The organism is Rhodoferax sp. PAMC 29310 (assembly GCF_017948265.1).
Taxonomy (GTDB): domain Bacteria; phylum Pseudomonadota; class Gammaproteobacteria; order Burkholderiales; family Burkholderiaceae_C; genus Rhodoferax.
This window is the reverse complement of record NZ_CP072852.1, coordinates 4,254,181-4,277,188: the sequence shown is the minus strand read 5'-3', so window position 1 is coordinate 4,277,188 and position 23,008 is coordinate 4,254,181. Positions and strand designations below refer to the sequence as shown.

Here is a 23,008-nt window from a genome sequence, read left to right as displayed (position 1 = left end):
CCCGTCCATGACCTCGGAGCCCGCCGCCAAGGATGTTAGGTGTCGAAAATCATTACAAGTGACGACTGCTTTAGGTCACGGTAGATGGCTTCTTTGTAACAAAGTTCTTTAAATTCAATCACTTGAAAAGGAATGAATAACATGGCATGGATCCTGCTAAGAAGCGATAGCTTGACCGTCTAAGTTAATAACGTAAGAGGAGATGTCATGAAAAAGTTATTCAAAGCTATTGCCGTTGCTGCATTGGTTGGTGCGGCTTACCTGCCTTCCGCCCATGCAGTTCCGGTAGGGTTGGAATTGGTGTTGTTAGTTGACGTTTCGGGGTCGGTCGACAGCACGGAGTTCGGTTTGCAAAAAACTGGCTACGTCAATGCGTTCAACAGCGCAGCAGTTCAAAATGCAATCTTGGGCAGCCAGCTTGGCGCGATTGCTGTGACCTTTGTCGAGTGGTCAGGCAACAATCAGCAGTCGCAGCGTGTTGGCTGGAGCATGATCAACAGTGTAGCCAGCGCCCAATCGTTCGCCACCGCGATCAATAATTCGACTCGCGCCTTCACGGGTAGGACAGCGATTCAGGACGCGATGATTTTCGGTTCCGGCCTGTTCGGCAACAATGGCTACGAAGGTTTGCGGCTGGTGATGGACGTTTCCGGTGATGGCGCAGACAACGACACGAGCGGCTGCAATACTATTGCCAATGCGAGGTGTGGGCGCGATATTGCACTGGCTGCGGGCGTAAATGCCATCAACGGATTGCCCATTTTGGGTGAGAGCGGGCTGCTTTCGTACTACCAGTCCAATGTTCAAGGCGGAGCAGGGGCGTTTACCCTAGCTGCAAACAGTTTTTCTGATTTCAGCGCCGCTGTCGAGCGGAAACTGGTTACCGAGATCACTAACAAGACTCCGGAACCGGGCTCATTGGCACTCGTCGGCTTGGCGCTTGCCGGCCTGGTTGGCATGCGTCGGCGTCGGCGTCGGAATTCATAAGCCATTGCTGGACAACCAAGGCGAGGCCGGCACCCTTTGGGTCGCCGGCTTCGTTCGTTTACAGGCTCTCATTCATGTTGACGACTTTGGAAAATCAGAGTCATACAGCGGTCTCTCTCCTGAGCTTACTCACCAAAAAAATTTTATTCTTTTGTAATGTATTTCGACACCGCCGTTATTCTGAGAGATTGAAAGTGCGCTCAATGAAACTCCCTGCTCTGCGTTGCCAAGCCGCCTAACAAAGGGGTCAGGTCTTTCAGGTGGCCGGCGATCAGGTGGCGGACTTGGCCACCGGACTCCAAGTCGCGTTGCCACACGCCGTAAACAGCCATCAGGCGGGAGCGCATCAGTTCAGGGCGCTGGCGCTCTTGCAGCGACTTCCACACAATCACGTTGATGCAGCCCGTCTCATCTTCGAGCGTCACAAAGGTCACGCCCTTGGCGGTTTGCGGGCGCTGGCGCATGACCACGATGCCGCAGGCGCGCACCAAGCGGCCATCGGGCAGGTCGTGTAACTGGGCCGCTGTCATCAGCTTCTGTTTTGATAGCTGCTCACGCAGAAGGGACAAGGGATGGGACCTTAAAGTGAGTCCTAACGAAGCATAGTCAAACAGCACCTCTTGGCCCTCGTTGGCGGGTGGCAACACCAGAAACTCTTCATCGACTGGCACGCTTTGCAGCAGCGGCGGCGGCGGCTTCAGGGCGGACGCGTCCCACACCTGCTGGCGGCGGTGGCCGGACAGCGCCGCCAGCGCATCGGCGGCGGCCAGCGCATTCAGGTCGCCCCGGTCTAACTCGGCGCGCAGGGCCAGGTCTTCGGTGCTGGTGAAAGGCGCATGGGCGCGGGCAGTGACGATGCGTTGTGCCGGATTTTTTGACAGCCCACTCACCTGCCGAAAACCCAGGCGCACCGCCCATGGAAACTGGCCTTCGTCTTCTTCCAAAGTACAGTCCCACTCGCTGCGCATCACATCCACCGCCCTTACTTTCACGCCGTGGCGTTGCGCGTCTTGCGTCAGCTGAGAGGGACTGTAAAAGCCCAGCGGCTGGCTATTGAGCAGGCCCGTAAGGAAAATGGCGGGTTCGTGGTGCTTGAGCCAGCAGCTCACGTACACCAACAGAGCAAAGCTGGCCGCGTGGCTTTCGGGAAAACCGTATTCGCCAAAGCCCTCAATCTGTTTGAATATGTTCTCGGCAAATTCTTGCGTGTAGCCCCGCTCCACCATGCCGCCCACCAGTCGGTCATAGAACTTGTGCACACCGCCCTTGCGCTTCCAGGCGGCCATGGAGCGACGCAGGCTGTCGGACTCGCCCGCGCTGAAACCCGCCGCCAGCATGGCGATCTGCATCACCTGCTCCTGAAAAATGGGCACACCCAGGGTGCGCTTCAGGGCTTCCTTCAACGCCTCGCTGGCGTAAACCACCTGGTCGGGCTGCTCTCTCGCCTTCAGATACGGGTGCACCATGCCACCCTGAATCGGGCCGGGGCGCACGATGGCAACCTGTACCACGAGGTCGTAAAAGCAGCGGGGTTTGAGGCGTGGCAGCATGCTCATCTGCGCGCGGCTCTCAATCTGAAATACCCCCACGGTGTCAGCCCGACAAATCATGTCGTAGGTGGCCGAGTCTTCCGCCGGGATGTCCTGCATTTGAAAGTCGTAGCCGCGCTGCGCACTAATGAGGTCCAGGCAGCGTCGAATGGCGCTCAGCATGCCCAGCGCCAGCACATCCACCTTGAGCAGGCCCATGGCGTCCAGATCGTCCTTGTCCCACTGGATGATGGAGCGCTCCGGCATGGCCGCGTTCTCCACCGGCACCAAGCGGGTGAGTCGGCCCTGCGTGAGCACAAAACCGCCCACGTGCTGACTCAGGTGGCGCGGAAAGCCCTGAATCTGGCGACTCAGGTTCAACCAGCGCTCAACCGCATCGGTGTCAGGCGCCGGGTAGTCAGGCCCCAGACGCACCAGTGCCGCGGTCAGCCGCTCGGCCAGCACCTCGCGGTTGTACATGCCGGGATGCTCTTTGGCCAAGGCCGTGATGAGCACCTCGTCGATGCCCATGGCCCGCCCCACGTCTCGCAAGGCACTGCGGGGCCGGTAGCTGATGACGGTGGCCGTTAGCGCGGCCCGCTCGCGCCCGTATTTGGCATAGATATACTGGATCACCTCTTCGCGCCGCTGGTGTTCAAAGTCCACATCGATGTCCGGCGGCTCGTTGCGCTCCCGGCTGATGAAGCGCTCAAAAAGCATGTTCATGCAAGAGGGGTCCACCTCGGTCACGCCCAGGCAGTAACACACGGCAGAATTCGCTGCCGAACCCCGCCCTTGGCACAAGATGTGGCGGGCACGGGCGAAGGCAACCAAGTCATGTACGGTCAAGAAATACATCTCGTACTGGAGTTCGGCAATCAGCGCCAGCTCATGCTCCAGCTGCTGCTGAACCGGGGCTGGCAAACCCTGTGGGTAGCGCTGGCTGGCGCCCTCATAAGTGAACTGGCGCAGCGTTTGAGAGGGCGTGAGGCCGGGCAGAACGGTTTCCATGGGGTACTGGTAGCGCAACTCGTCCAGGCTGAAGTGACAGCGCGATGCCACGGTCAAGGTGTTGGCCAGCCACTCGGGCGGGTAGAGCTTCGCCAGCCGCTGGCGCGAGCGCAAATGCGCTTCGGCATTAGGCTGCAAACCAAAACCGCCCTCAGCCACCGGGCGCCCCAAACGCACGGCGGTGATCACGTCTTGCAAAGGCTTGCGCGAACGCACATGCATGAGCACACCGCCGGCCACCACCATCGGCACACCAGCCAGCTCAGAGACACGGCTCAACGCGTGCTGCCATAGTGCATCGCCTGGCTGGTGCTGCAAAGTCAGCGCCAACCAAAGTTGAGTGCCAAACAGGCCTCTGGCCTTTGTGCAGAATGCGTAGAGCGCTTCAAAATGAATAGCAATCGGTGGCAACAGAATGATTTCACAACCCGCCAGCAGCGCAAAGTCACTCTTCGCGCGAGACACCGTGTAACGGCCTTTGGGTGCAGCACGGCGCGCCGCCGTGATGAACTCGCACAAATCGCCCCAACCCTTCAAGTCATGCGCCAGGGCCACCAAGCCGCCGCCCTCGTCCAGCGCAAACTCAGCCCCCAGCAACAGTTTCAAGCCGCACTTTTTGGCCTCCAGGTGCGCCCGCACCACACCGGCCACCGAACACTCGTCGGTGAGAGCCAAAGCGCGGTAACCCAGCGCATGGGCACGCGCCACCAACTCCTCGGGGTGCGACGCACCACGCTGAAAGCTGAAGTTACTCAGGCAGTGCAGTTCAGCGTAATCGGGCACGGAGTCATGCATAGTGACTTAACCTAAATACTGTTTAAAACAACAGTATAAATAGGATGCGACAACTTGCAAGTTCACCCGTTGTTAATCAGTCCAACCTTTTTATGCGCTTGATAACAAGACGTCACACGGATTAATTGCATTTGACAAAATGTATATAAAATCGTAAGGTCAACTTGTTTTGTTGCTGCAACTACCTTAATTTGCAGTCAACACAATTCATTCTGATGCCAATTCAAATCAACCTGAATTGGATATGATTTCCGATGTCATCAAACAAGGTCGATCAGGCTTGTGACATCGATGCCCGGCCATCAACGCGACCGGCTAACTAGCCACCCCTGATAAACACCGACACCACACGGCAGATGGCATGACCGGGATGGAGCGAGTCCAACTTTTTGAAATGCGCCCATGGAGGATAAAAATAAATGACTGCAAAAATAGAAATGGTTTTAGCCACGGATCTCGACGGCACCTACCTGTCACCTGATCTGAACGAAACGGCCTCTGAGCTTTACAAGATCATCAAGGACAACCGCGAAAAGGTTGTTCTCATTTACGTGACAGGGCGTGGCTTTGAGAGCATCGTCTCTCTTCTGGACGACTCCACTCTCCCCAGGCCCGACTACATCATTGCCGACGTAGGCGCTACTGTTTTGAAGCGACATGGCGACAATTACAGCTCAGTTATGCCGCTTCAAAACGAGATTGCCGACAAATGGCCTGGACGTGAGGCGGTGCTGAGCCGTACCGCCGGACTCAAAGGACTGGTTTTGCAAGAGGTGCCTCAGGAGCGCCGCTGCTCTTTTTATTACGAGAACACCGCCATCCTGCCCGGCATCAAAATCATCGCCAAAAACCTCGGCTTGGCCGTATTGACCTCGGCTAACCGTTACCTTGACTTTCTACCTCTGGGCGTCTCCAAAGGCCACAGCTTGACCCAACTGCTGCGTTCTGAAGGCTTGCCGGAAGAGAAAGTACTGGTCGCGGGCGACACCTTGAACGATCTCTCCTTGATGCAAACCGGCTACCGCGGCGTAGTGGTAGGCAATGGCGAACCGGCACTCAAAGAAGCGGTGATTCTGGAAGCAACCCCCGGCAGTGCACATGAAATTTACCAAGCTAAAGCCACTGGCCCAGCCGGCATTCTGGAAGCCATGGACTACCACGGCTTCAACAAAGGCTTCGGCGCGAGCGCCGAGCAACTGCCCGTCATTCATGGCTCAGCCGAGTTGGTCATTGTTTACCATCGCCAACCCTTTGACGAGGTCAAAACTGGCAAAAGCTACGTGCGCCAGCAGCCCAAAAGCCCAAACGGCATTCTGCCCACCCTCTTGGGCTTGTTTGCCGGTGGCAAAAAAGGCGCCTGGGTGGCTTGGTCACAGCGCGACAGCCGCAACCCTGATGACTTCGATGTCGATGTGGCGGTCGATGCCAAGAAGTACCCCAACTTGTTGGCCAGCCGCGTGGCCCTGACGGCCAACGATGTCAACATTTTCTACAAGCAGTTTTCAAAGGAAGCTTTCTGGCCGATCATCTTCTCTTTCCCTGAGCGGGCGAAATTTCAGGAAAGCCATTGGAAGCATTTTTGTGAAATCAACCGCCTGTTTGCCCAGCGCACCGCCGCCGTGGCCGCGCCGGGTGCCACGGTGTGGATTCATGACTACAACTTGTGGATGACCCCGGCCTACCTGCGCGACCTGCGTCCCGACTTGAAGATTGCATTCTTCCACCACACCGCATTCCCCAGCGCCGACATCTTCAACATCTTGCCGTGGCGCGGCTACATCGTGGCCAGCTTGCTGAAGTGCGACTACGTGGGCTTTCATATTCCACGCTATGTCGAAAACTTCATCGACGTGGTCCGCTCCAACGTTTCCACCCAGGTGCTGGAAACCGAGTTTTGTGCGCCCACCTACCTTACCCACGGCTGTGCGCTGGGCGTAGAAGAGATGGCCCGGAAAATCCAAACTCCTTATGGCATCGTCCGTGTGGGCGCTCACCCGGTCGGCATTGACAACGCCAACATCAAAGCCATTGCCGATGCGCCTGAAACCCTTAAACTGCGCGACAGTCTGCTGGCCGAGGCCCAGGGCAGAAAACTCGTGTTGTCCGTGGAGCGGCTGGACTACGTTAAGGGGCCGATCGAAAAGATGCTGGCCTACGAGAAGTTTCTGGAAACCCACCCCGAGTGGCATGACAAAGTCGTCATGCTCAACATCGTCACACCGGCGGCGCCCGGCATGGAGATTTACGCCAAAACGCGTGACAAGGTGGACCAGGTGATTGGCCGCATCAATGGCCGCTTCTCTCAGATGGGCTGGACGCCAGTGCGCTACTTTTACCGCCCCCTGCCCTTTGCCGAGTTGGTGGCTTTTTACATGGCATCAGACCTAGCCTGGATCACCCCGCTGCGCGACGGCCTGAACTTGGTGTGCAAGGAATATGTGTCTGCCAAAGCAGCTTCGAAGACCTCGGGCGTGCTGGTGCTGTCGGAGTTTGCCGGTGCCGCCGTCGAACTTAAAGGCGCCTTGCTGACCAACCCCTATGACGAAAATAGCATGATTCAAAGCCTGATTACCGGGTTGAACCTGAACGAGCGGGAAAGCCGCTTCCGCATGAACGCCCTCATCGAGCGTGTGCAGGAATACGACGTCAACGCCTGGGGCGATGACTTCTTGGCCTTCCGCCAGGACCTGGACTGACCCGCGCGAGCGCCCACTCGGGCGCCAACATCAAGGGGGTTGAAGTCACCCACAGGTTCCGCTTCGTCGCCCCGACCGGACAAGAAAGAGAAACTCGATGCCCAAGGTTTCGAGCCAGTGAGAGTCGACCGGTGCCTTGCGCTGCGCAGCCCCGAACATGCGCGCCAAAAGACTACAAAGGACGGGACGTGGCCGTTGCATACCTGTATTGGCAAGCCGCCATCAACCAACTCGGTCATGTCTTTGAGGAAACATGCCTTCATGTGACCGCGTTCCACAAAGTAACGCAAGTGGTGCTTCTGCAGATCGATTTGCTCTTTACCCTGTGCGTCAATCCCGCCCAAATGAAAGTCCACCCCTAGGTCATGGCAACAAACATACCACCAACTATGCAGCAAATCGGCGTAACGCCTAACGTCGTCAACAACAGCCACGGCATCTACTCCAGCCGGGTGTTCGTCACCTAAGTATGGAAGGCATCGCGATTCTGACCGAGGGTGTGCGCCCGTGCAGCATCGTGGCACGGGCACGCGATTTGGCTGCGGCGCATGGCCCGCGCTTCGAGCCGACAGCAGTTGTGGCCCCCGGTTGAAACCGGCGCACGCGTCGAGGAATAAAGCGCCCGCTCCGAACTCGAGCAACTCGAGCGCTTGGGCAGCGGTTTCGCTGGTCAGGACGAGGTCAAACGACTGCAGCGCATGGCGTCGGACTCCTGAAGTTTCGGCGCCGTTCCCAGCTGTGGCCACAGACGCATCTTCTGTTGTGCCGGTAATGAAATCTGGGGCGTGTCGCTGAGCTGTGCTTTTTTCCACCACTCGGAAAAACTCCGGCAGTAAGTGCTGACAGGTTCGAAAGTGCAAGACCGTAGTTGCGGGCCAACGGCGCAATGGGGATTGGCCTGCGTCAACAGCCTTAGCAGTTGGGCGAGCGGCCCGTCTGCATGTGGGTCGGACTGCCAGCGGACCGACGCCGCGTTTTGCAGCGCCTGTGCGATGTGCTGAACGCTGCCCCACCACAGCGGCAACGTCGAAGTGGTTTGCGCTGCCATTCCCCGGGTCACGAAATTCCAGCGACGCTCGCTCCTGGGACTGTCTCTGTGGCAGTCTCAAATCCCACGCCGATGTGAAGCACGTCGGCAGGCCCTGTGGTGCAGCCAAACATGCCGACCCGCCAAGTGCCGTGCGCACAGCGCGTCGGGCGCGCACCATGCACTACCAGGGCCTTGATCGAGATTAAGTTATCAAATATGTCTTCGATCTCGAATCCTGCGGTCAAATTTTTTTGCGACTGCACTTGAGAAGATTGAAGCGATTTACATCTATCAGCTCGGCATGAACGTTTTCAAGGCAAACGGAGCGGTGAATGTATTTCATGACGCCTAATCATCAACGCTGATTTGCCGCTCAACAGCAGATAAGTTAAGCAAGGGCGTGATTCGTAGCAGATCAACCATATTGGACGGAACCGCCTCCAAGACGGTGATGTGTGTTGTTTTGGGAGGGTGTAAGAAGTTTTGTGTAAACGGTTATTTGGCAGGAAACTGCTGTCTTGCATGGAGCCGAGATGACCGTAGAGATGAAACCCTTACCCGCCGAGCTGATTGACGCCCTGTTGGCCGACTACAAAAAGCCCGAAGACCTGATTGGCCAGAATGGCCTCTTGACGCCGCTCACCAAAGCCTTGGTCGAGCGAGCTTTGCAAGCCGAATTGACCGGCCACCTGGGTCACGGCAAGAACCAGTTGGTTGCCAATGAAGCGGGCAACACCCGCAACGGGTGCAGCAAGAAAACGCTCAAAGGCGATTTTGGCCAGCTACCCATAGAAATCCCCCGTGACCGCGCCGGCACCTTCGAGCCCCAACTGATTGGCAAACACCAGACCCGCTGGAGCGGCTTTGACGACAAGATACTGTCGCTGTATGCCCGAGGCATGACGGTACGCGAGATTCAAGGCCATCTGCAGGAGATGTACGGCGCCGAAGTGTCTCCTACCCTGATTTCATCCGTGACCGACGCCGTCATGGACGAGGTCAAAGCCTGGCAGTCGCGCCCCTTGGAGGCGCTGTACCCCATCGTCTACATGGACTGCATTCACGTCAAGGTGCGCGACAACGGTACTGTGCGGGTCAAGGCCCTGTACTTGGCCATTGGCGTCAACCTGGACGGCCTCAAAGAGGTACTGGGCCTGTGGATGGCCCAAACCGAAGGGGCCAAGTTCTGGCTGCAGGTGGTGACTGAACTGAAGAACCGGGGCGTGGCTGACATCTTTATCGCCTGCGTAGATGGGCTCAAAGGTTTCCCTGACGCCATTGAGGCAGTCTTCCCCAAGGCGACGGTGCAGCTTTGCATTGTTCACATGGTGCGTCACAGCCTGAACTTCGTGGGGTGGAAACAGCGCAAGGAAGTCGCCGCGGATTTGCGGCTGATTTACGCTGCGCCCACTGAATCCGAAGCTGAGCGACAACTCACGGCATTCGAGGTCAAATGGGACGATTCCTTCGCTCCGATTGGGCGCTCCTGGCGGCGCAACTGGACACACTTGATACCGTTCTTTGAATACCCGCCAGACATCCGAAAAGTGATTTACACGACCAACGCCATTGAGTCCGTGAACATGAGCCTGCGCAAAATAACCAAGACCCGCGGCTCGTTCCCAACTGAGGACGCAGTGTTCAAGCTGTTCTATCTGGCACTGAACAACATCAGCCAGAAATGGACGATGCCGATTCGGGATTGGAAGGCTGCTCTGAACCGCTTTACCATTCAGTTTGACGAGCGCATGCCGCGCGTCTAACTTAACCGCCGTTTACACAAAATTCGGGACACCCTCTGTTTTGGAGATTGGGGCGTTGAATCCACCCCCCGTTTCTTACCTCTAATTATGTCCCTGCCCTGTCTCTATTCGACCTGCGCTATGCAGCATACGTCGCGGTGTGCGCCCCTGGTCCTGCGAAGGATCAGGCTGCCACCCTACGGCGAATTGTCGCCAGCCAGAACGACGTCGCAACCGCCCCCTGTCACGCAAACACCCCCTGCAAACTCCGGCGCCGCGCTTGCCTCGGCGCCCTCGCCCTCGCCCTCGCCCTCGCCCTCGCCCTCGCCGGGCAGGGCAGGGCAGGCGTTCGCGGTAGATCCAGAGCAGGCCCATGTGTTCGCTGCGGGCCAGAAAGTAATCGCGCAAGGCCCATTCGCCTTGGCCCCACCAGCCTGATTCGACGCGGTGCGGGCCAGCCACCCGAGTCAGGGAGCCGTGGTAGAGCGGTTGCTGCTCTCGCAGGGCGAGTTTGAGGGGATTGGCAGCAGCCAGGTGGGGTGCAAAACGGACTCGCTGGGCATGGGTTGGGGGCTTAGGGGGCTTAGGGTAGCTTTGCTTCTTGAGGAATTTTTTATACCTTTTAGGCCTCCAGCACCCGTACTAACTGCGCAAGAAGCTATTAATTGCATAGCATTCAAGGCCGGACTCCAGCACTGCATGTGTTCAGGGCGGTGGTCGGCCTAGGCTTGGGACTGCAAGACATCTTGTGCGCCCAGGCAGGCGCTCTAGCGCGAAAGTGGGTGGTGCTTGCTTTCAGTCCGGCTGTCTTGCCCGCGCCCGTTCCGCTTTAATCACCTTGGCCAGCCAAGCGGCTAGGTGTCAAGTCCCGCCTGTTCATAAACTCGCTTGACAAACAAATCAGGTTTTCCTGCGCGCCATTTCTGCAAAGCTTGAATAGGTGTTTGGTGCTTCAAAGCCCGCTGCGGGATATGGTGGTTGTAGGTCTTTAAATAAAGCGTCAGAGTCGCCTCCAGCTCAGCCGCTGATGCGAAACGTGTTTGCTTAACCAAGTCGCTGATGCGCCCATTGAAGCGCTCCACCATGCCATTGGTTTGCGGATGGCGTGGGGGCGACAGGCGATGCACGATACCCATCTCGGCACAGCTGATGTCGAACGTATGCTTGCCCGTGGCTTGTTTGCTCTTGGCTGTAAAACGGTCGGTAAATTGACTTCCGTTGTCAGTCAGAATCTTTTGAATTCTCATGGGCGAGACTTTTCTCAACCGGCACAAAAAATCGGTACTGCTGACGTCAGTCTGGTCGTTGTAAATGTGGAAATAGACCCACCGTGTCGCTCGATCAATGGCCACAAAGAGGTAGCGCCTCTTCGTCTCATCAGGCATCTGCGGCAGGTACTTGATGTCAATGTGTATGAATCCAGGCTCGTAGTCCTTGAAGGTTTTCAGTGGCGCAGGCTCCCCCTCAACTTGTGGCAGCAGGCCTTTCAGATCGGAGACGCCATGGCGGCGCAAACAACGGTCCAAGCCTGAGCGTGAAACAGCGGCATTGATGAACTCGCGGGTGATCGCCAGCAGGTCGTCCAGGGGCAGTAGAACTGTGCGCCGAAGCTCGACAACAAGTTGCTCCTGCGCTGGACTGAGCGTCGTCTTCAACGTACGCGGGCGGTGGGAGCGATCCTCTGAATCTTCGCGCTCTTTCCACTTGCGAGCGGTGGCGGGCGTGATGTTGTATCGGTCGGCCAGCGCACTGGCACCAGCGGGCGAGGTCCTTATCTCAGCGCGTGTGCGAGGGGTGGTTCGGGCGCAGGGATGGACTTGACTCATGACGTCTTCTCTCCTTGTAAGGACGCAATCACGCCCCGCATCAACTGGCGAGCTTTGAATAAGGGCCAGCTGCGGACGGGAACATGATCTCACGGGACGCGACAGCTAGGCAAAGGGCCACGGCACCGAGGAAACCAAGTAACTCCATCGCCCAAGAGGCAGCCTACTCCAAGTTAATCGGTGAGTGCGGGGCGAGCTCAACGCAGATGCAGTCGCCCAGCCACTCAGCCACTAAGCCACTCAGCGACTGCCTCATGCGCGTCGCACGTGATGACGATACAGGCTAGCCACGCAGCTCACGCGCTTTGTTCACGCGCAGGGCGACCAGCGTGCATACCGCACCCGAGAACAGGTACACGCCCATGAAGCCCAGGCCAAAGTGGGCTGACAAACCCAACGCCACCAGCGGGGCGAAGGCCGCGCCAATCAGCCAAGCCAAGTCGGCCGTCAAGGCCGCGCCGGTGTAGCGGAATTTGGGTTCGAAGTTGGAGGTGACAGCACCTGCCGCCTGCCCGTAGGACAGTCCCAGCAGGGCAAAACCGACCAGAATGAACAGATCCTCGCCAAACACATCATTGCTGAGCAGCATGGGTGCCACAAAGCTGAACAGCGCGATAAGAATTGCCAGCGAACCCAGCGTATTGCGGCGGCCAAAGCGGTCGGCAATCCAACCCGAGGCCACCACGCCAACCAGCGCGATGGCACCGCCAATGATCTGCACCATCAGCACATCGTCAACGGATTGGTTGGAATACAGCTTGATCCATGACAGTGGAAACACCGTGACCAGATGGAACAAGGCGTAGGTCGCCAAGGATGTAAACGCACCAATGAAGAGGTTGCTGCCTCGGGCCTTGATCAATTCACCCACATCGCTGGGGGCCAAGGAGTTGTCTTTGAGCAATTTTTCATACTCGTACGTCACCACCAAACGCAGTCGCGCGAACAGTGCCACCACGTTGATGGCAAAAGCCACATAGAAAGGAAAGCGCCAGCCCCACGCCAAGAAGTCAGCGTCTGACAGTTGGGAATTCAAATACCAAAATAGCGCTGCAGCGATCATGAAGCCCAGCGGAGCACCCAACTGGGGAATCATGGCCCACCAGCCGCGCTGCGCCTTTGGCGCTCGCATCGCCAGCAATGACGGCAGACCATCCCAAGACCCCCCCAGCGCAATACCTTGTGAAAAGCGAAATATCGACAACAGCACGATGGCGGTGAAACCGATCGAGGACGTACCGGGCAGAAAGGCGATGCCTGCCGTGGAAACACCCAGCAATAACAGCGCCCCAGTCAGCTTCACGCCACGCCCGTAATGCTTTTCAATTTTCATGAACACCAGCGTCCCGAAAGGGCGGCCGATAAAGGCAAATGAAAAGATCACAAAGGCCCACAACGTGCCCTGAAGCGGATCAAGGAACGGGAAAAAGACGGATGGAAACACCAGCACAGACGCGATGGCGTAGACAAAGAAGTCAAAGTACTCTGAGGCACGCCCCAAGATCACGCCCACCGCAATTTCACTGGGTGCAATCGTGTGTTCGTCGGCAACCGCCTCATTGGGGTTGTGGGCAGTGCCGGGCGCAGAGAGGTCTGGGGGGCTAAGAGTGGGCGTCATACGGGCTCCTTTTTCAGTCTAAGTCAGTCATTTTGTACCGTGCAGAGATTCTTATGAAAGAAAATTTATTGACATAGGACAAAACGTCCAATGGTAAAGCCGAGTAGCAAGGCGTAAATTCCACACCCTAACCTAACAAAAACTTCATTGGTGTGGCATGTTAACGACTAAGAACGCTTTAAAGTGGCTTCGGCTGCTGATGATTCCGGCAGTGGCCTTACTCACAGGTTGTAACTGGGTGGTGATGAATCCATCGGGAGATATCGCCATTCAGCAACGCAACCTGATCCTCGTTTCCACGGGATTGATGCTGCTCATCATCGTACCGGTCATTGCACTCACCTTGCTATTTGCATGGCGCTATCGCAAAGCCAATACCAAGGCCGACTACCGGCCAGACTGGGACCACTCCACCCAGCTGGAACTGGTGATCTGGGCGGCCCCGCTGCTGATCATCATCGCGTTGGGTGCCATCACCTGGATCAGCACCCACACCCTGGACCCGTACCGTCCTTTGGGTCGCATTGACGCCAATCGGCCAGTGCCTGAAGACGTCAAACCGCTGGTGGTTGAGGTGGTGGCGCTGGATTGGAAATGGCTGTTCATTTACCCCGAACAAGGCATCGCACTGGTCAATGAGATGGCGGCACCGATTGATCGTCCGATTCAATTCAAGATCACCTCGTCATCCATCATGAATTCGTTTTTCATTCCCGCATTGGCCGGTCAAATCTATGCCATGCCTGGCATGCAAACCAAGCTCAGTGCGGTGATCAATAAACCAGGCGTGTTTGACGGCTTTTCCGCCAACTACAGCGGCCATGGATTCAACGGCATGCGCTTCAAATTTCATGGCTTGGCAACAGCTGATTTTGACAAATGGGTGGCCACCAACAAAGCCAGCGGCAAAGAGTTGAGTCGCGCCGAGTACCTGATGCTGGCAAAACCCAGTGAACGCGAGCCTGTACAGCGCTACGCCTCGGTCGATCCGGGTCTGTACAAGGCCATCGTCAACCGCTGTGTGGAAGCCAACAAGATGTGTATGGAAGACATGATGGCCATTGACGCCAGCGGTGGCATGGGCAAGCCCGGCACCTACAACCTGGCCTCCAGCACCTCAGCGACCGCATTAATCAGCGACCCCGGCAGAAAGTACGTTGCCGCCATGTGCAGCGTACGTGACCTTAGCACCGACTATCCCGTCGTGAATTAACTGCAGCATCTATCTCATGACTGAAACATTCGATCTCACGAAGTTTATTTTCGGACGCCTCACCTGGGAGTCCCTGCCCTACCACGACCCCATCATCCTGGCGACCTTTATTGGGGTGGCACTGGGTGGCCTGGGGCTGATGGCAGCACTGACGTATTTCAAAGTATGGGGAACACTGTGGCGTGACTGGCTCACCAGCATTGACCACAAAAAAATTGGCATCATGTACTGCGTGCTGGGTTTGATCATGCTACTGCGCGGGTTCACTGACGCGCTCATGATGCGGGCGCAGCAGGCCATGGCCTTCAACGGCTCTGAAGGCTTTTTGCCGCCGCACCATTACGACCAGTTGTTCACAGTGCACGGCGTGATCATGATCTTTTTCGTGGCCATGCCGCTGATCACCGGCCTGATGAACTTTGTAGTGCCGCTGCAAATTGGCGCTCGCGATGTGGCCTTTCCGTTTCTGAATAACTTCAGTTTCTGGATGACCGCCAGCGGTGCCATTTTGGTCATGATCTCACTGTTCATTGGTGAGTTTGGTCAAACGGGTTGGCTCGCTTACCCACCGCTGTCGGGCATTCAGTTCAGCCCCGGCGTGGGGGTTGACTACTACATATGGGCGCTGCAGCTGGCCGGCGTAGGCACCTTGCTTTCAGGCATCAACTTGCTGGTCACCATTGTGAAGATGCGCGCACCCGGCATGGGCATGATGAAGATGCCCATCTTCACCTGGACGGCGCTGTGCACCAACATCCTGATCGTGGCATCGTTCCCCGTGTTGACCGCTGTGTTGGGCTTGTTGTCCATGGACCGCTACATTGGCACCGCTTTCTTCACCAACGACCTCGGCGGCAACGCCATGATGTACGTGAATCTGATCTGGATCTGGGGTCATCCCGAGGTGTACATCTTGGTGCTGCCTGTGTTTGGCGTGTTCTCGGAAGTCGTGGCCACCTTCAGCGGCAAGCGTATTTTTGGTTACACCTCCATGGTTTACGCCACCTTGGTGATCACGATTCTGTCGTACGTGGTGTGGTTGCACCACTTCTTCACCATGGGTTCAGGGGCCAGCGTGAACGCCTTCTTTGGCATCACCACCATGATCATCTCGATTCCCACTGGGGCGAAAATCTTCAACTGGCTGTTCACCATGTACCGGGGCCGCATTCGCTTTGACGTGCCCATGCTGTGGTCGATTGGCTTCATGGTGACCTTCACCATTGGTGGTATGACCGGTGTTCTGCTGGCCGTGCCGCCCGCCGACTTTGTGCTGCACAACAGCTTGTTTCTGGTCGCCCACTTCCACAACGTGATCATTGGCGCGGTGGTGTTTGGCGCCATGGCCGGCATCAACTACTGGTTTCCGAAGGCCTTTGGCTACAAGCTCGATGCCTTCTGGGGCAAGGTGTCGTTTTGGTTCTGGTTCATCGGGTTTTACTTCGCCTTCATGCCGTTGTACGTGCTGGGGCTGATGGGTGTGACCCGCCGCATGAGCCGCTTTGACGACCCTTCGCTGCAAATCTGGTTCATCATTGCCGGGTTTGGCGCGGCGCTCATCGCCATTGGCATCGTGTCAACGTTCGTGCAGTTCTTTGTTAGCTTTCGCAAGCGCGAATCGTTGCGCGACCTCACCGGTGACCCCTGGGATGGCCGCACGCTGGAGTGGTCTACGTCGTCGCCCCCGCCCGCCTACAACTTTGCCTTCACCCCCGTGGTGCATGACAACGACGCTTGGTCTGACATGAAGAAGCGTGGCTACCAGCGGCCTGTGAACGGATTCATTCCGATCCACATGCCCAAAAACACGGCCGCTGGCATCGTGATTGCAGGCCTTGCCACAGCCATGGGGTTTGCGCTGATTTGGCACATGTGGGCGCTGGCTGCGCTGCTGTTCGCGTCGGTCATTGCGGTCTCCATTGCGCACACTTTCAACTACAAACGCGATTACCACATCCCTGTTGACGAGGTCGTCTACATCGAAGGGCTTCGCACCCAAGAACTCAACCGTTTAGCGGCCAACTGATATGACAGCAACCACTCTTCCTGTGACCCATGCCGCCTTGGGCGGCAATGGCACCAGCGCCAAAACACCCGACAACATGCAGTTCTATCTGCCAGGGGAACACCACCCCCAAAACGGCACGCTGTTGGGCTTCTGGCTTTACCTGATGAGCGACTGCTTGATTTTTGCAGTGCTTTTTGCAGTCTATGCCGTGGTCGGCCGCAGCTATGCGGCGGGGCCGTCCGGCGTCGAGCTGTTTGATTTGCCACTGGTGGCACTCAATACCTCTATGTTGCTGCTGTCGTCCATCACCTTCGGCTTTGCCATGCTGGAGATGCAGCGTCGCCGAGTCAAACCCGTGCTGGCCTGGCTGGCGGTGACAGGCCTGTTAGGTTGCGCCTTCATTGGACTGGAGCTGTACGAGTTTTCGCATTTGATCGGTGAGGGCGCAGTGCCGCAACGCAGCGCGTTTTTGTCTGCCTTTTTCACGCTGGTGGGCACCCACGGTTTGCACGTCGCCTTCGGTTTGGTGTGGCTTGTCGTGCTCATGTTGCAGGTGCACCGGGGCGGCTTGGTGGCTGACAACCGCCGTCGCCTGATGTGTCTGTCGATGTTCTGGCACTTTCTGGACGTGGTCTGGATTGCTGTCTTCACTTTTGTTTACCTGATGGGATCGCTGCCATGAGCTCTGCACACCACACCAACGCATTGGACTTGAACCCTACCGGCCACACGGATCATGGACACGAGCACGACCATGATCACGATGACGACCACGGCGGGGCCAGCCACAGCACCTTCAAGGGGTACATGACCGGCTTTTTGCTGGCGGTCATCCTCACCGTCATTCCATTCTGGCTCGTGATGGGCAAAGTGCTGCCGAACTCGAACATCACCGGGCTGGTGATTCTGGCGATTGCTGCTGTGCAAATTGTGGTTCACATGGTTTATTTCTTGCACATGAACACGCGCTCGGAAGGCGGCTGGTCGCTGCTGGCGCTGGCGTTTACCGTGGTGTTGCTGGTCATCATGCTCAGTGGGTCCATTTGGGTGATGTACCACCTGAACAACAACATGATGCCGCACACCCTGCATGAAATGAAGAACATGCCATGACCACACCTTTGCAGCGAAGCGCCCAAGGCCGGACGCTGCGTTGGGGCTGGACACTGTGTGCGCTGGTGCTGTTCTTCGGATTTTTTTCGTTGGGCACCTGGCAGGTCCAACGCCGCATCTGGAAGCTCGATTTGATTGAGCGAGTGAACCAACGCGTGACGGCCCCCGCCGTTGAAGCCCCTGCTTCACCTGATTGGTCGGGTGTGAACGCGGCCAACGACGAATACCGCCATGTGCAACTCACCGGTCAGTTCTTGTCTGGCCATGATGTGCGCGTTCAGGCCGTCACGGTCCTTGGCAGCGGGTATTGGTTGCTCTCACCGCTGCAGTTGTCAAACGGCAACGTAGTATTAATCAACCGCGGCTTTGTGCCGCCACAGTGGTTAGCGGCAACAAAAAAAACCGCGGCGCCGAGTGACGAAGCCACTGTCACAGTCACGGGCCTCTTGCGGCTGACCGAGCCCAACGGTGGTTTTTTGCGCACCAATGACCCCCCTGCAGACCGATGGTTTTCTCGCGATGTCGCAGCCATCGCCCAGGCGCAGGGCCTGCGCCAAGTGGCGCCGTATTTTGTTGATGCCGAAGCAGCCGCTGCGGAAGCGCCCGCAGACTCTGGCGCACCGGTCGGTGGACTCACCGTGATTGCCTTTCACAACAGCCACCTTGTCTATGCCATGACCTGGTATGTACTGGCATTGATGGTGGCCGGTGCAGCCATCCGCTTGGCGCTGCACAATGGAAAGCACCATGAGCCCCCTCTCAGCCCCCCTGCCGCAGACTGAGCCTGCCAACGCCCCCCGCCACTACCGCAGACTGGGTGAGGCTGAGCAGTTGTCGGGCGATCTGAACGACGAAACGGGTCGCAAAAACATGCACTTGCTGATCCAGCTGCGCTGGATCGCCGTCATTGGGCAAATTGCCACCATCGAATTTGCGTTTTACGGCCTGGGCATCGAGCTGCCCATTCGCATAATGCTGGTGGCACTGGGTATCTTGCTGGCCTTCAATGTCATCAGCCTGCTGCGCTGGCGCACCCGCAGTACCTTCAGCCAAACCGAATTGTTCGTGTCGCTGCTGGTGGATGTCGCCATGCTCACCGCGCAGCTTTACTTGAGCGGTGGCGCCAGCAACCCGTTTGTATTTTTGTACTTGCTGCAGGTCACACTGGGAGCGGTGCTTCTGAAGCCATCGTTTGTGTGGAGCTTGTTTGCCATCACCGCCACCTGCTTTGCCGCACTAGCAGGCTTTGCACACCCGCTGGCGTTGCCACCAGACCATGACCATGGGCTTTCCAGTCTGTACATCCAGGGCACGCTGATCTGCTTTGTCTTGAATGCTGTGTTGCTGGTGACCTTCATCACCCGTATCAACAAAAATCTGCGCGAACAGGACGCGCACCTGGCGGGCTTGCGCCAGCGCGCCGCAGAAGAAGAACACATCATTCGCATGGGCCTGCTTGCCAGCGGTGCGGCGCATGAGCTGGGTACGCCGCTGGCCACGCTGGCCGTCATCTTGGGCGACTGGAGGCGCATGCCCGCTTTCACCAAAGACACCGAACTGCTGCAAGAGGTCACTGAAATGGAAACCCAGCTTCAGCGCTGCAAAACCATCGTCAGCGGCATTTTGCTGTCAGCGGGTGAGACGAGAGGCGAGTCGTCGTCCGCCACCACCATCACCACGTTCATGAACAGTTTGGTCGAAGAGTGGCGACACACCCGCGTGCGCTCCGCCCTGCATTACGTCAACCAGTTTGGCCAGGATATGCCCGTGGTGTCTGACTCGGCTGTCAAGCAAATGATTTTCAATGTGCTGGACAACGCGGTTGAATCCTCCGGCCAATGGCTGCATTTGGCTGTGTCGCGTGAAGGCGGCAATTTAGTGCTGCGCTTTACCGACCGGGGACCCGGATTTTCACCTGCCACCCTGGCGCAATTTGGCAAACCTTACAACTCCAGCAAGGGTCGACCCGGCGGCGGTTTGGGTCTTTTTTTAGTCGTCAATGTGGCGCGCACGCTAGGTGGTGAAGTCACTGCCTCTAACCCGACGCAAGGGGGCGCGTGTGTCACCATCAAGCTGCCTTTAGCCGCCATGGTGTTGCCAGACGTAACCGACGAGACATCTTATGAGCGCTAAAACCCCCAAGCCTGTTCTGGCCGATGAACCCACGATATTTGCCGCAGACGTGTTGCTTGCGGACGACGACAGTCCCACGCTGCTCATCGTCGAGGACGACGCCGCCTTTGCCCGCACCCTGGCCCGATCGTTTGAACGCCGGGGCTACGCCGTGCAACACGCCAGCAGTCACGACGAGGTCAAAAAAATATTGTTTCACAGCCACCCTGAGTTTGCGGTGGTGGACCTCAAACTCAACGGCGAAGCCTCGGGGCTGGCCTGCGTGCAAACGCTGCACGCGCACAACGCTGACATGCTCATTGTGGTACTCACTGGTTTTGCCAGCATTGCCACTGCCGTCGAAGCCGTCAAACTGGGCGCTTGTCACTACCTGGCGAAGCCGTCAAACACCGACGACATCGAAGCCGCGTTCACACGCGCGGCGGGCAACATTGAGGTCGAGTTAACCAACCGACCCACCTCTATCAAAACGTTAGAGTGGGAACGAATTCACGAAATACTTGCTGAGACTGGTTTCAACATCTCGGAAACAGCGCGCCGCCTAGGCATGCACCGGCGCACCTTGGCGCGCAAGCTGGACAAACAGTTTGTGAAATAGCGCGCGCAACCTTTGCTGCGCGAACCGGTCACAAGCAGGCGAGTGTCTCCGCAACTTATAAAAAAACCGCCCTCCACCGCTGTCGGGTGACGCAAGTCAAAGAATGCTTTGGCTTCAGTTCGGTTTGAGGTGATGGGTGCCAATGAGGGCCGTTGTGGCCTTTGTGCTTGTTGTGTCAGTGGTGCTTGCGGCGCAGCGATTCTCGGGAGTTTCTCCCCACTCACGCCCCCCGCCCTCTCTCGCCCCGCCGGGCGAAAGAGGGTTGGGGAGAGAGTGGGGGTTACAGCGCAAAAATTGCTGCTCATTGAGTAGCTACTAACGCAGGTGCAGCAGGCATCAGAGATCCAAACAACCGCCACCTCAGAACAAATAACGACGAAGGTTTGCCATTTTTAGTCGATCGGGTTAGCCGAAGGCGTCGCTCGACCTACTTTGAGATACCTGAGCAGGTACAAAATTTAAACCAAATCGGCCTCTAGCCCCTGATTTAATTGCGCGAGCAGCTATCAAATTGAGAGTAAATTTGCTCATCCCAAGCTTACGATCATCCTTTGGGTGGTGTTCTATTTGAGTCCGTCTATTCAATTGGCATTTGCCCCTTAATCTTCACCGACTCGCATCCATCGCTATCATCAAAAAATTGCTTTCACAGGGCTCCCATTGAGGAAATACCTTTGGAAACGCTGCTCCTGACCGAACCTGATATTCGCCATCGCATTGGAATCGAGTTGCAGCGTGCCACGCAAGACCGGCATCACGAGTGGCGCACGCCCGTGCTGGCCACCGTAGACACAGACCACGCCCCCCAAGCTCGCACGGTGGTGCTCCGACAGGCCGACAGTCAACTTTCAAAACTGCAAATCTACACCGATAACCGCAGCCCTAAAGTGGCGGAGCTGGCAGCCTCTCCACACGCCACGCTGGTGTTTTGGAGCACGCGGCTGAGTTGGCAACTCAGGGTGCGCACGCTGGCCACGGTGCAGCGCACTGGGCCAGAAGTGGATGCGGTGTGGACGCGCGTGAGCCAATCTGCTGCTGCGGGCGATTACCTGTCTAGGCGCGCGCCGGGCGATGCCTTGCCCACAGCAAACACGATCAGTACCGCCGATGCGGTTGCTCAGTCGCCTCACCACTTGGCGCTCATCACGTTGCAAGTGCAAGAAATAGATTGGTTAGAACTGGCGCGCAGCGGGCATCGACGCGCCGTTTTCAGCGCTGACCGCTGGGAATGGCGGGTGCCCTAAACCCCCGTTGGCAGCGTGGCTGGTGGTGTTGCGATACAAACAGATACCAGCATGTTCTGGCTTTAATCCAATACGCATCATGTCCTCGTCAGCACCCTGCCTCCAAGCCACTTTAACCACTCCCTTTGTCACTCGAGGGCGCCTCTGATGTGGCCGTATCTAAGTCACATTTTGGTGGCGGCCAACATGGGCATCATGGTTTTTTTTACGGTCGCAGTCGCACCCACTGTATTTACCGCGCTGCCGCCTGAGTGGTCGGCAGCCTATGTGCGCAAGTTCTTTCCCAAGTATTTTTTCTTTCTGGGGGTCACCACAGCGGTCGCCACACTGGGTGCAACGACGCTCCTGCATCAAGTAGCTCTGCTGACCTGCACCTTGATTTTCTTTTTCAGCTGCTTCTGGCTCACCCCGCGCATCAATCGCGCCCGCGATGACAAACAAGGAACTGCGTTCAAGCGCCTGCATTGGACCAGCGTGGGACTCAATATGGTGCAGCTGGTCACTTTTATTTGGCTGCTCGTGCCGTCGGGGCAGGTGACATGAACACACCACCCCGCAACAAGGCCCCCCCCGAATGTGACGGACTCACCGTGATGTTTGACGGAGCGTGCCCACTGTGCCGCAGTGAAATTAGTCTCTACCAGTCGCTGCGCCCACTGGAGCCTGTGCACTGGCTGGATGTGAGCCAAAACCAGGCGGGCATGAGTCCTGAGGAGCAAGTCCGTTTGATGGCACGGTTTCATGTGCGCGATAAAGACGGGCGCATGCTCAGTGGTGCGGCCGCCTTTGTGGCGCTATGGCTGACCCTGCCCGGCTGGCGTTGGTTGGGTCGCGTGGGTCGTTTGCCTGGCGTGACCCCAGTGTTGGAAGTGATGTACCGAGGGTTTTTGCATTTTCGGCCCTACCTTCAACGGTGGGCGCGCGCCGCTGCGGTAAAGCATTTGCCCGCCGACATGGTGGCTGATTTGCGCTCTGATCATGCGGGCGAAACGGGTGCAGTCGCAGTGTACAAAGGCATGCTATGGGCCAGCCGAGACGCGAAGGTGCGAGAACTGGCCACCCACCACATTCACACCGAGCAGCAGCACTTGGAGTCAATGAACGCCTTGCTGCCCCCGCTCAAGCAAAGCTGGCTGTTGCCTTTGTGGAAAGTGGCTGGTTTTATAGTCGGGGCCTTGCCTGCCTTGGTGGGGTCCAAAGCCGTGTTTGCCACGGTGGTGGCCATAGAAACTTTTGTGGTCAAGCACTACCAGCAACAGATCAACAAGCTGGCCACTCGCCCCGACGACGCCCCACTTCATCAACTGCTGATGGAATGCCAACAAGATGAGCGAGAGCACTTGGAAGAAGGCCATTTGCGCCAACTTAAGCCCCAAGGATGGGCGGTTCGCTTGTGGTGCCAAGCCATTAATGCGGGTTCCCATGTGGGTGTTTGGTTGGCAAAACGGATCTGAGAAAAGGCCAT

Annotated in this window: 18 protein-coding genes; 14 read left to right on the top strand and 4 right to left on the bottom strand. The window is 57.3% G+C overall.

What is annotated here, in order from left to right; genetic code table 11:
• The first annotated feature begins 207 nt into the window (after positions 1-207).
• Positions 208-987, top strand: a complete 780-nt coding sequence (locus J8G15_RS19800) for a DUF1194 domain-containing protein (protein ID WP_210544508.1) — start codon at positions 208-210, stop codon at positions 985-987.
• A 200-nt stretch (positions 988-1,187) separates the two neighbouring features.
• Here the strand turns inward: J8G15_RS19800 and J8G15_RS19795 are convergent, their stop codons facing one another.
• Entirely contained in the window at positions 1,188-4,322 is a 3,135-nt protein-coding gene (locus J8G15_RS19795) for an error-prone DNA polymerase (protein WP_210544506.1), read from the bottom strand.
• A 419-nt stretch (positions 4,323-4,741) separates the two neighbouring features.
• Here J8G15_RS19795 and ggpS point away from each other — a divergent pair, with 419 nt between their 5' ends.
• Both ggpS and J8G15_RS19785 read left to right on the top strand, forming a co-directional pair.
• Positions 4,742-7,018: a glucosylglycerol-phosphate synthase gene (ggpS, locus tag J8G15_RS19790; RefSeq protein ID WP_210544504.1), complete on the top strand. Its 2,277-nt coding sequence runs from the start codon at positions 4,742-4,744 to the stop codon at positions 7,016-7,018.
• Between the two features lie 188 nt (positions 7,019-7,206).
• Positions 7,207-7,380 carry a hypothetical protein gene (locus J8G15_RS19785; RefSeq protein WP_210544501.1) on the top strand — a complete coding sequence of 58 codons (174 nt, stop codon included), beginning with the start codon at positions 7,207-7,209 and terminating at the stop codon, positions 7,378-7,380.
• Positions 7,381-7,688: 308 nt separating this feature from the next.
• Here J8G15_RS19785 and J8G15_RS19780 read toward each other — a convergent pair whose 3' ends face one another.
• On the bottom strand, positions 7,689-8,066 hold the full coding sequence (locus J8G15_RS19780; RefSeq protein WP_210544499.1) for a hypothetical protein: 378 nt from the start codon (positions 8,064-8,066) through the stop codon (positions 7,689-7,691).
• A 515-nt stretch (positions 8,067-8,581) separates the two neighbouring features.
• Between J8G15_RS19780 and J8G15_RS19775 the strand changes: the two genes are divergently transcribed.
• Complete coding sequence (locus J8G15_RS19775) at positions 8,582-9,811, top strand: IS256 family transposase (protein WP_210544498.1); 1,230 nt, start codon at positions 8,582-8,584, stop codon at positions 9,809-9,811.
• Positions 9,812-10,644: 833 nt separating this feature from the next.
• Here the strand turns inward: J8G15_RS19775 and J8G15_RS19770 are convergent.
• Both J8G15_RS19770 and J8G15_RS19765 read right to left on the bottom strand, forming a co-directional pair.
• Positions 10,645-11,616: an IS481 family transposase gene (locus tag J8G15_RS19770; RefSeq protein ID WP_210544496.1), complete on the bottom strand. Its 972-nt coding sequence runs from the start codon at positions 11,614-11,616 to the stop codon at positions 10,645-10,647.
• A 283-nt stretch (positions 11,617-11,899) separates the two neighbouring features.
• Entirely contained in the window at positions 11,900-13,234 is a 1,335-nt protein-coding gene (locus J8G15_RS19765; RefSeq protein WP_210544494.1) for an MFS transporter, read from the bottom strand.
• Positions 13,235-13,391: 157 nt separating this feature from the next.
• Between J8G15_RS19765 and cyoA the strand changes: the two genes are divergently transcribed.
• The 10 genes from cyoA (at position 13,392) to J8G15_RS21760 (ending at position 22,997) form a co-directional block, all read left to right on the top strand.
• Entirely contained in the window at positions 13,392-14,447 is a 1,056-nt protein-coding gene (cyoA, locus tag J8G15_RS19760) for a ubiquinol oxidase subunit II (RefSeq protein ID WP_210544492.1), read from the top strand.
• A 16-nt stretch (positions 14,448-14,463) separates the two neighbouring features.
• Positions 14,464-16,473, top strand: coding sequence for a cytochrome o ubiquinol oxidase subunit I (gene cyoB / locus J8G15_RS19755; protein ID WP_210544490.1), 2,010 nt, complete (start codon positions 14,464-14,466; stop codon positions 16,471-16,473).
• A gap of 1 nt (position 16,474) precedes the next feature.
• Complete coding sequence (gene cyoC, locus J8G15_RS19750; RefSeq protein WP_210544488.1) at positions 16,475-17,137, top strand: cytochrome o ubiquinol oxidase subunit III; 663 nt, start codon at positions 16,475-16,477, stop codon at positions 17,135-17,137.
• Entirely contained in the window at positions 17,134-17,568 is a 435-nt protein-coding gene (gene cyoD, locus J8G15_RS19745) for a cytochrome o ubiquinol oxidase subunit IV (protein ID WP_210544487.1), read from the top strand. Before cyoC ends, cyoD begins: the two co-directional genes overlap by 4 nt.
• The gene (locus J8G15_RS19740; RefSeq protein WP_210544485.1) at positions 17,565-18,350 is read left to right on the top strand and encodes an SURF1 family protein; all 786 of its coding nucleotides are present in this window, start codon (positions 17,565-17,567) and stop codon (positions 18,348-18,350) included. The genes cyoD and J8G15_RS19740 overlap by 4 nt, the downstream gene beginning before the upstream one ends.
• On the top strand, positions 18,316-19,701 hold the full coding sequence (locus J8G15_RS19735; RefSeq protein ID WP_210544483.1) for an ATP-binding protein: 1,386 nt from the start codon (positions 18,316-18,318) through the stop codon (positions 19,699-19,701). The genes J8G15_RS19740 and J8G15_RS19735 overlap by 35 nt, the downstream gene beginning before the upstream one ends.
• On the top strand, positions 19,691-20,299 hold the full coding sequence (locus J8G15_RS19730) for a response regulator transcription factor (RefSeq protein ID WP_210544481.1): 609 nt from the start codon (positions 19,691-19,693) through the stop codon (positions 20,297-20,299). Before J8G15_RS19735 ends, J8G15_RS19730 begins: the two co-directional genes overlap by 11 nt.
• Before the next feature lie 674 nt (positions 20,300-20,973).
• A complete protein-coding gene (locus J8G15_RS19725; RefSeq protein ID WP_210544479.1) occupies positions 20,974-21,543 on the top strand; it encodes a pyridoxamine 5'-phosphate oxidase family protein in 570 nt (189 codons plus the stop codon).
• A 147-nt stretch (positions 21,544-21,690) separates the two neighbouring features.
• Positions 21,691-22,086 carry a DUF4149 domain-containing protein gene (locus tag J8G15_RS19720; protein ID WP_210544477.1) on the top strand — a complete coding sequence of 132 codons (396 nt, stop codon included), beginning with the start codon at positions 21,691-21,693 and terminating at the stop codon, positions 22,084-22,086.
• Positions 22,083-22,997: a demethoxyubiquinone hydroxylase family protein gene (locus J8G15_RS21760; RefSeq protein ID WP_240538382.1), complete on the top strand. Its 915-nt coding sequence runs from the start codon at positions 22,083-22,085 to the stop codon at positions 22,995-22,997. Before J8G15_RS19720 ends, J8G15_RS21760 begins: the two co-directional genes overlap by 4 nt.
• Positions 22,998-23,008: the final 11 nt, after the last annotated feature.